Below are 8,601 nucleotides of genomic sequence, written 5' to 3'. Positions count from 1 at the left end.
GGCTGCTTCGCAGCCCTTTCGCGACACAAGGCCGCTCCTACACTGACCGCGTAGACGGCATCGATATGGGGATGGGCTGCGCAGCAGCCCCGTGCGATCCCGGATCAATAATCGATGCGCACATCACCTTTCGGCACACTGCAGCACGACAGGATGTAACCCTCGGCTTCGTCATCTTCGGTGATGCCGCCGTTGTGCTCCATGTCCACCTCGCCGCCCAGCTTGAGCACCTTGCAGGTGCCGCAAATACCCATGCCGCAGGCTTTGGGGATCATCAAGCCAACTTTCGCAGCAGCCGCATGCACCGTCTCGCCCGGGGCGATGCGGATACTCTTGTCGCTGCCCACGAACTCCACCAGGTTGAGGTCGGCCAGGTCGACTTCTGGCGCATCCGCCGCCGCCTCGGCATGCTCCACCGCATCGGCCTTGGCCTCTGGCGGCGTCGCGCCGAACGACTCCTCGTGGTAGTTCTTCATGTCGAAACCGACAGCTTCGAGCATGCGCTTGACCGCACTCATGTAAGGCGTCGGGCCGCAGCAGAACACCGTGCGCTCCATGAAGTCCGGGGCGATCAACTCCATCAGCCGCTGGTTCAGGTAGCCCCGGTAGCCGGCCCACGGCTCGCCCAGCCCGTGCTTCTCACAAATGATGTGCAGGCTGAAGTTGGGAATGCGCGAGGCCATCTGCTCCAGCTCGCGGTGGTAGATGATGTCCTTCGGTGAGCGGGCGCTGTGCACGAACACCATGTCCACATTGGCGTTGGTGTCGTAGAACCAGCGCGACATCGACATCACCGGGGTAATCCCCACGCCGCCCGACAGGTACAGCACCTTGCCGGCCGGGAAATCGATGGCATTGAACAACCCCACCGGGCCGTGCACTGGCAGCTCGGCGCCCTCGTGCATGGTGTCGTGGAGGAAGTTCGACACCAGCCCCCCCGGCACCCGCTTCACAGTGATCGAGAAGCTGTAGGGCACCGACGGCGAACTGGAGATGGTGTACGAGCGCATCACCGGCTTGCCTTCGATTTCAAGCTCCAGGGTGACGAACTGCCCGGGCTTGAAGAAGAACATGATCGGCTGGTCGGCCATGAAGCAGAACGTGCGCACATCCCAGGTCTCCTGGATGACCTTGACGCAGCGCACGATATGGCGGCCATTGGCCCAGGTCTGGGTGGTGACCGGGTTGAGGAAAGTTTCGGACATGTTCATCTCCAGCAGCCGACGATCGGCCTTTCTTATGGCTGCGATAATGCTCACTCCACCGGCGCCGTACATTCCCATCCGCGACATCGGCGTACTTATCGCGACCAGCCCCACACGACAAGGGCTGGCGAGTCGGAATTCGATTCGGCCATGTCGCCCATGGGCATGGTTCGCAACAGGTTCGAACGCACACTCCACGACAAAACAACGAGCTGTTTTTTCAACCAACAGCCTTGCGGCACCACAACAACGATTAGCCACCTTTTGCCGGCCGCACACGGCCCCGAGGAATACACGATGGACGTCACCGCAACCCTGAGCCTGGGCGATCCACTGGAACCTGCACGCAAGGCGACCGCCGAGATGCTGCAGACCCGCGAGCGCACCTACTCGCTGCCGCAACCGTTCTACACCGACGAACGTCTGTTCCAGATCGACATGCAGGAGATCTTCCAGAAGGAGTGGCTGATCGCCGGCATGACTTGCGAGATCCCGGCCAAGGGCAACTACATCACCCTGCAGATCGGCAAGAACCCGATCCTGGTGGTGCGCGGTGCCGAGGGCAAGGTGCATGCCTTCCACAACGTCTGCCGCCACCGTGGCTCGCGCCTGTGCGTCAGCGACAAGGGCAAGGTGGCCAAGCTGGTCTGCCACTACCACCAGTGGACCTACGAGCTGGACGGCCGCCTGTTGTTTGCAGGCACCGAAATGGGCGCCGACTTCGACATGAAGGAGTACGGCCTCAAGCCTGTGCACGTGAAGGTTGCCGGTGGCTATATCTTCATCAGCCTGGCAGAAAACCCGCCAGCCATCGACGAGTTCCTGGCAACGCTTGAGCACTACATGGAACCGTACGACATGGAAAACACCAAGGTGGCGGTGCACACCACCTTGATGGAAAAGGCCAACTGGAAGCTGGTGCTGGAAAACAACCGCGAGTGCTACCACTGCTCGGGTTCGCACCCAGAACTGCTGCAAACCCTGCTGGAATGGGACGACACCAACGATCCGCGCGCCAGCCAGGACTTCAAGGACCACGTCGCAGCTTCCGCCGCCGCCTGGGAAGCCGAAAAAATCCCGTACCTGCACAAGAGCCACGGCCTGCGCAACCGTATCGTGCGCATGCCGCTGCTCAAGGGCACCGTGTCGATGACCATGGACGGCAAGCAGGCCTGCCAGAAGCTGATGGGCCGTATCAAGAACCCGGACCTGGGCTCGATGCGCATCCTGCACCTGCCGCACTCGTGGAACCACTGCATGGGCGACCACATGATCGTGTTCACCGTGTGGCCGATCAGCGCCCAGGAAACCATGGTCACCACCAAGTGGCTGGTGCACAAGGACGCGGTTGAAGGCGTGGACTACAACCCTGAGCACATGCGCAAGGTGTGGGACGCCACCAACGACCAGGACCGCCGCCTGGCCGAAGAAAACCAGCGCGGGATCAACTCCACCGCCTATCAGCCTGGGCCGTATTCCAAGACCTACGAATTCGGCGTGGTGAACTTCATCGACTGGTACAGCCAGCGGGTGCTGGAGAACCTTGGGGCGGAACCTGCGGCGTATCTGAAGGAAGTGCAGGCGCAGTAGGCCTTACGTTAAGCGGATGGAAGCCGCGCTAGGGCGTCTGTTCTGCACGGCTGGCCCGCCCGAAAGCACGCTGGTGCGCGGGCGGTACACCTGCGGGTTCGACCCCAGCAGCTCCATACCGATTAACTCAACAGCGGGCTGCCACGGTCTCATCGCCGCCATGGTCCATGCTTCGTAGGCCGTCGTGCCAATTGACACAGCGGTCAGCGCAGCCAGCCCCCAGATCTGCCAATCCGTATTCGGTTCAGCGGTTCGGATCACGCCGACGACCAGGCCTGCTGCGGAGCTGGCCGCGCTTATGCCAGAGATCATCCAATCCGAGCGTTCTGGGGATGCCAGCGGGGCAGCACTGTCCACTCCCCTGCGCGAGACCACCCGCTGTTTGTGCAAAGACCGTAATCGCAGCCCGCTGACGAACAGCCCCAGGGCGTTGGCAAGAATAGCCATGGCCGGCAGTAGGTGATCCTCCGCCGAACGCCCAGAAGGGTCGCTTCTGTTGATAGGGTCGCCTTCGCAGTAGGCGTAGGCGTTTTTGCCCCCTCTTCCAAAAGGGCTGAGGGTGTCAGGGCTCGCAAAACGCATCAGGATCGGGTTGTAGCAGCGGTGACCATTGCCCAAAAGGTAGTAGCCCGTAAACGCGTCTCGGTGCTGGCCGCAAAACGCCAACCTTGGCCCCTGTGCGTCGTTGAGTGCACCGTAAGGGGGATACGCCCGCGCGATGTCGGGAGGGCCGTGCAGCAAGGACTGCTGCTGATCGATGTCAAACAGGTAGGTGGCCATGCATGGTTAGCCCTGGATGTTTGCAGATCACCCTAACAAGGAACATGACGCCGAGATACTGACAAATATGTCAGGTGCTCAATAATTGATCAAACGGCGCAAAGCCACGTTTCCTGAGGGCTAGCGAGGATCACCAACACTTTATCCACAACCAGGAGCACAGACTTTGTGCACAACTGGCAGAGTTACCCTCAAGGTAGATTTTGAAGGGGTTGATCAAAAAAAGACCAATCCGCTCAAGGCTACGTGGTGAAAGGGCTGCAGCCATTGCCGCACACCTTCTCCACAGAGAGACCAACAGCGTTTGTGGGCAATAACCACGCTCACGCCATAAACGCTGTGGATAAGCGAACTATCCCTATGATTTCAAGCGATCAGGTCGCCAATAAGGGCCATATGATCGTTTTTTGATCAAATCTGTGTAGGCCTTGATATCACTGGGCTGTAGAGATAGGCGAACATATTATCCACAGGGCAGCCAACAATGAATGTGGGCAACTATCGGAAAATAGGTAAGATCCTGTCGATGAGGGGCTGATCAATATTTGAACAATCCTGTGCAGGCCTTGATTTCAAAGGGCTACAGCAAAGCACAAACACTTTACCCACAGTTTGGCGAACAGATTCGGTGGGCAACCTGCTGCGGGTGCAACGCGGTGCCATTCATCGCGGGGCAAGCCCGCTCCCACGACCCGTTTTGGGGCGTAGTTCTAGGCAGGCGTCTCCAGGCCTCATCGCAGGCTGGCGCCAGCTCCCACGGGAGTCTGGGGCAGCCCTCGATATTGTGGCTGTGCGCGGTCTCTGTGGGAGCTGGCGACAGCCTGCGATGAGGCCATCACAAGCTTGCACAAAACCATGGAATCTCCCACGTTTGCATATAAGTCAGTTAGCTAGCAGCTGCTCTATCAGAGCGGCCTTGCTCAGCGCAAAACCCCCTCCTCCACCAGCAACTTCAGAATCGCCTCGGCGCCTTCCTGGGGCGACACATCCTTGAGCACCTTGCCGCCGCCGCCACTGGCCTTGGCCGTCGCCGCCTTCATGCGGTCCGCGCCGCTCTTGGCCTTGATCACCTTGAGCCGCTTGGGCCGTGGTCGCGCAGGTTGCAGGGCGTCATCGCCCAGCACAGGGTCGTCTACCACTGCCACTTCATGTTCAGCCAATACGCCACGGCGCGCCGGGCCAAACGCGCTTTGGCGCGGCTTGGGCGCTGCGTTATCCACAGTCGCCAACAGCGGCAAGCGCACCTTCAACCGGCGCCGCTGGCCGCGCGGCAACGCTTGCAGCACCTGAGCGGTGCCGTTTTCGATCGACTCCACCTCAGCCAGGCCCACCACCAGCGGCCAACCGAGTTTTTCGGCCAGCAAAAACGGCAACATACCCGACCCTTCACCGGTTTCGGCCTGGCTGCCGGTCAGCACCAACTGGGCGCCGGCCTCGCGCAGATAGTCACCCAGTACCCCGAGCACGTCGGCGCCAGCAGGCTGTTCCAGCACATCCAGGTGTTCCAGGCCCATGCCCAGGTAGGCGCGCAGCGCCTCTTCACGGGGGTCACCGGCATGCACCACCTGCAAGTTATCCCCAGCCAGTTGCAAACCCAGCTCCACGGCGCGTGCATCCTGCTCGGCGCGGCGGGCGCGGCCAGAGCTTGGGTGGGCACCGATCGAGACCAGGCTGATGACTTTCGTACTCATGCTCGTGCCCTTATGCCGCGTCGCGCTGAGCGCCGCTGCGGAAGTTTTCCACAGCCTCGATCAGCGCCTTGAGAATCGCCGAGCTGTCGCCAATCACCGACAGGTCAGCCCGTTTGATCATGTCGCAGCCAGGGTCCATGTTCACCGCCACTACCTTGTCGCAGGCGCCGATACCCTGCAAATGCTGGATCGCTCCAGAGATACCCACCGCCATGTAGACCCGCGCCGTGACCCAGGTGCCGGTGGCACCGACCTGGCGGTTGCGCGGCATGAAGCCGTCGTCCACCGCCACCCGCGACGCACCTTCGGTAGCGCCAAGTGCTGCCGTGGCCTGGTGGTAAAGGTCCCAATCCTTGACGCCGTTGCCGCCCGAGACGATGAACTCAGCCTCGGCCATGGCGATGGCCGCAGGGTCGACCGCAACGGAACCGAGGTCCTCGATGCGCGACAGGCTGCGCGCCACGCCTGTGGACAACTCCACCGGCAGCGCTTCATGGCGGGTTTCGCTGACCGGCTCTGCGCATTCGGCAGCTGCCAGAATCAACCGTGGCACGGCGCGCTGGACATCCTGCTGGCCAGCGCCGGCGCGGCCGATGCACTGGCCGTCCTTGACCTGCCAGACTCGCGTCGCCGGGCGCTCGCCCAAGGCCGCAGCAAAACGCCGGCCCAGTTCGCCACCGCCGGTACGGCTGTCGGGCAGCAACCAGTGGCGCGGTGCAAACTGGTTATCCACAGCCCGCAAGCCTTGCACCAACTGCTCAGGTGCATAGCCTTCAAACGCCTCGCCCTCGACGACCAGCAAGCGGTCGACCCCGGCTGTGGAAAAGTTGCTCTCCTTGTGTTCGCCAAACACGATGGCCAGTACCGCGCCGTCGCTGCCGGCCAGGCTGTGGGCCAGGCCCAGCAGGTCGCGGTCGTGGCTGCCGAGGCGGCCACCGACCATGTCCGGCACCACGGCGATGTAGAACGCAGGCTCTGCCACCTGGTGCAGCGGCAGCTGCACCTCGGCAGCCGCCGCGCGCCGGCCGCCAACACCGGTGCCCTGCTGGGCGCCGCTGCGGTCGATACGCTTGATCCCCGCAGGGCCGATAAACCCTGCAGCCAGCGCATGGGGGTTCTTGCGCAGCAGCCCATTGGGGCCCATCCAGCTGGTTTGTTGCGTCTGCATGGCCGCATGCAGCGGGTGCAGGCGGTTACGGGCGATCCACTCGGCGCGTGGGTCGCGGCGGATGATGTCGCTCATCAATGCACCTCCGCAGGTTCACGTTTGGCAGCAGGGGACGCTGCCGGGGCCGGGGCGTCTTGTTCGATCAGCACATCGGCCACAAGCTCCGCAAGGTCCTTGATCTGTGGGCGCGGTTCGACCACGCCTTCGAGCATCGCGGTGCACTGCGGGCAACCCACGGCCACAAGCTCTGCCTCGGTTTCGCGGATGTCGTCCATACGCATGTCGGGAATACGCTGCTTGCCGGGAATGTCGGTGATCGGCGCACCGCCGCCGCCGCCGCAGCAACGGGACCGGAAGCCGGAACGTTCCATTTCCCGCACTTCGATACCCAATGCCCTGAGCACTTCACGCGGGGCTTCGTACTCACCGTTGTAGCGGCCCAGGTAGCAGGGGTCGTGATAGGTGACGCTGCCGCCCTTGTGCTGGCCAAGGTTGAGCTTGCCTGCTGCGATCAGTTCAGCGATGTAGGTGCTGTGGTGCTGCACCTGGTACTCGCCGCCCAAGGCGCCGTACTCGTTCTTCAGCACATGGAAGCTGTGCGGGTCGCAGGTGACGATGCGTTGGAAGCGGTACTGGGCCAGCGTCTGGATGTTACGCCTGGCCAGTTGCTGGAAGGTCGCCTCATCACCCAGGCGCCGGGCCACATCGCCGCTGTCGCGCTCTTCGAGGCCCAGCACGGCAAAGTCCACGCCCGACGCTTTAAGCACTTTGACGAACGCGCGCAGGGTGCGCTGGTTGCGCATGTCGAAGGCGCCGTCGCCCACCCAGAACAGCACTTCGGTGGTTTTCACATCGGCCATCAGCTTGAGGCTGAGGTCGGCCGCCCAGTTCATCCGCCCGCCCGGAGCGAAGCCGCCTGGGTTGTCGGTGGCGATCAGGTTGTCGAGTACCTCGGCGCCTTTGTTCGGGGTGGCGCCTTTCTCCAGGGTCAGGTGGCGGCGCATGTCGACGATGGCGTCAACGTGCTCGATCATCATCGGGCACTCTTCAACGCAGGCGCGGCAAGTGGTGCACGACCACAGGGTTTCGGCATCGACCAGGCCGTTGACGATCGGCTGATGCGGGTGGCCGCCATGCTCGCCCAGCGGTTTGCCCGGGTACGGGCTGCCGGCAAAGTTGGCGTCGGTGCCACCGGCCAGGCCAATGACCATGTCCTGGATGAGTTTTTTCGGGTTAAGCGGCTGGCCAGCAGCAAACGCCGGGCACATCGCTTCGCACTTGCCGCACTGCACGCAGGCGTCGAAGCCAAGCAGTTGGTTCCAGGTGAAGTCAGCCGGTTTTTCCACGCCCAGCGGCGCGCTGCGGTCTTCGAGGTCCAATGGCTTGAGGCCGGTGGAGCGGCCGCCGCCGAAGCGTTCGGCGCGGCGGTGCCAGGCCAGGTGCAGGGCGCCGGCGAAGGCGTGCTTCATCGGCCCGCCCCAGGTCATGCCGAAGAACAGCTCGGACACACCCCACAGCACACCAACCCCCAGCACCGCGACCAGCACCCAGCCGCCGGTGCCTTCGGGCAGGATGCCGGCCACCGGCAACGTCGCAATGAAGAAGCTCGCGGCAAACATCAGCAGGCTTTTCGGCAGGCGCATCCACGGGCCTTTGGACAGGCGCGATGGCGGGTTCAGCCGGCGTTTGAAGACGAACAGCGCGCCGCTGAACATGATGACGGTTGCCACCAGCAGGGCGTAGCCGAGGATCTGGTTGTGCAGGCCAAAACCATGCACCAGCACCGCCAGCACCGCCGACAACACAAACCCGCCGGCCGTGGCGACGTGGGTCTTGGACATGTACTTGTCGCGCTCGACCACATGGTGCAGGTCCACCAGGTAGCGACGCGGCATGGCCAGCAAGCCGGCCAGCAGGTTGACCGGGCTCGGCCGGCCCCGCCGCCACATGCGCACCCGGCGCAGGGCGCCGAGCACCGCCAGCGCGAGGGCGGTGAACAGCAGGATGGGTAGAAGGGTGTTCAACATGGGAGGCTCCCACAACAGCTAGATTCTTGCGCCGGCCCAAAGGCCAGCGTGGAGCCCTGTAGGAGCGGCCTTGTGTCGCGAGAGGGCAGCGCAGCGGCCCCAGCATTCTCAGGCCTGACAAAATGCTGGGGCCGCTGCGC

6 protein-coding genes are annotated in these 8,601 nt (G+C 63.0%); 1 reads left to right on the top strand and 5 read right to left on the bottom strand.

Annotated features, from left to right (window positions below; genetic code table 11):
• Positions 1-104 precede the first annotated feature (104 nt).
• On the bottom strand, positions 105-1,205 hold the full coding sequence (gene gbcB, locus HU720_RS23380; RefSeq protein ID WP_186523439.1) for a glycine-betaine demethylase subunit GbcB: 1,101 nt from the start codon (positions 1,203-1,205) through the stop codon (positions 105-107).
• 297 nt (positions 1,206-1,502) lie between these two features.
• On the opposite strand from gbcB, the gene gbcA reads away from it, so the two are divergent.
• Entirely contained in the window at positions 1,503-2,795 is a 1,293-nt protein-coding gene (gene gbcA / locus HU720_RS23375; RefSeq protein WP_186523435.1) for a glycine-betaine demethylase subunit GbcA, read from the top strand.
• A gap of 3 nt (positions 2,796-2,798) precedes the next feature.
• Here gbcA and HU720_RS24465 read toward each other — a convergent pair whose 3' ends face one another.
• The 4 genes from HU720_RS24465 to dgcB form a co-directional block, all read right to left on the bottom strand.
• Positions 2,799-3,575, bottom strand: a complete 777-nt coding sequence (locus HU720_RS24465) for an RHS repeat-associated core domain-containing protein (protein ID WP_225917231.1) — start codon at positions 3,573-3,575, stop codon at positions 2,799-2,801.
• Positions 3,576-4,495: 920 nt separating this feature from the next.
• The gene (locus HU720_RS23365) at positions 4,496-5,266 is read right to left on the bottom strand and encodes an electron transfer flavoprotein subunit beta (protein WP_186523426.1); all 771 of its coding nucleotides are present in this window, start codon (positions 5,264-5,266) and stop codon (positions 4,496-4,498) included.
• Between the two features lie 10 nt (positions 5,267-5,276).
• The gene (locus HU720_RS23360) at positions 5,277-6,509 is read right to left on the bottom strand and encodes an electron transfer flavoprotein subunit alpha/FixB family protein (protein ID WP_186523424.1); all 1,233 of its coding nucleotides are present in this window, start codon (positions 6,507-6,509) and stop codon (positions 5,277-5,279) included.
• Positions 6,509-8,461: a dimethylglycine demethylation protein DgcB gene (gene dgcB, locus HU720_RS23355; RefSeq protein WP_186523422.1), complete on the bottom strand. Its 1,953-nt coding sequence runs from the start codon at positions 8,459-8,461 to the stop codon at positions 6,509-6,511. Before dgcB ends, HU720_RS23360 begins: the two co-directional genes overlap by 1 nt.
• Between the last annotated feature and the right edge of the window lie 140 nt (positions 8,462-8,601).

This window comes from Pseudomonas sp. SWRI51, from assembly GCF_014268825.1.
GTDB lineage: Bacteria > Pseudomonadota > Gammaproteobacteria > Pseudomonadales > Pseudomonadaceae > Aquipseudomonas > Aquipseudomonas farsensis.
This window is presented reverse-complemented; position numbering and strand designations above follow the sequence as displayed.

What these genes read in the sequence shown, in the direction of transcription:
- gbcB (WP_186523439.1), bottom strand. Translation starts at nt 1,205, where the DNA reads ATGTCCGAAACTTTCCTCAACCCGGTCACCACCCAGACCTGGGCCAAT.
- gbcA (WP_186523435.1), top strand. Translation starts at nt 1,503, where the DNA reads ATGGACGTCACCGCAACCCTGAGCCTGGGCGATCCACTGGAACCTGCA.
- HU720_RS24465 (WP_225917231.1), bottom strand. Translation starts at nt 3,575, where the DNA reads ATGGCCACCTACCTGTTTGACATCGATCAGCAGCAGTCCTTGCTGCAC.
- HU720_RS23365 (WP_186523426.1), bottom strand. Translation starts at nt 5,266, where the DNA reads ATGAGTACGAAAGTCATCAGCCTGGTCTCGATCGGTGCCCACCCAAGC.
- HU720_RS23360 (WP_186523424.1), bottom strand. Translation starts at nt 6,509, where the DNA reads ATGAGCGACATCATCCGCCGCGACCCACGCGCCGAGTGGATCGCCCGT.
- dgcB (WP_186523422.1), bottom strand. Translation starts at nt 8,461, where the DNA reads ATGTTGAACACCCTTCTACCCATCCTGCTGTTCACCGCCCTCGCGCTG.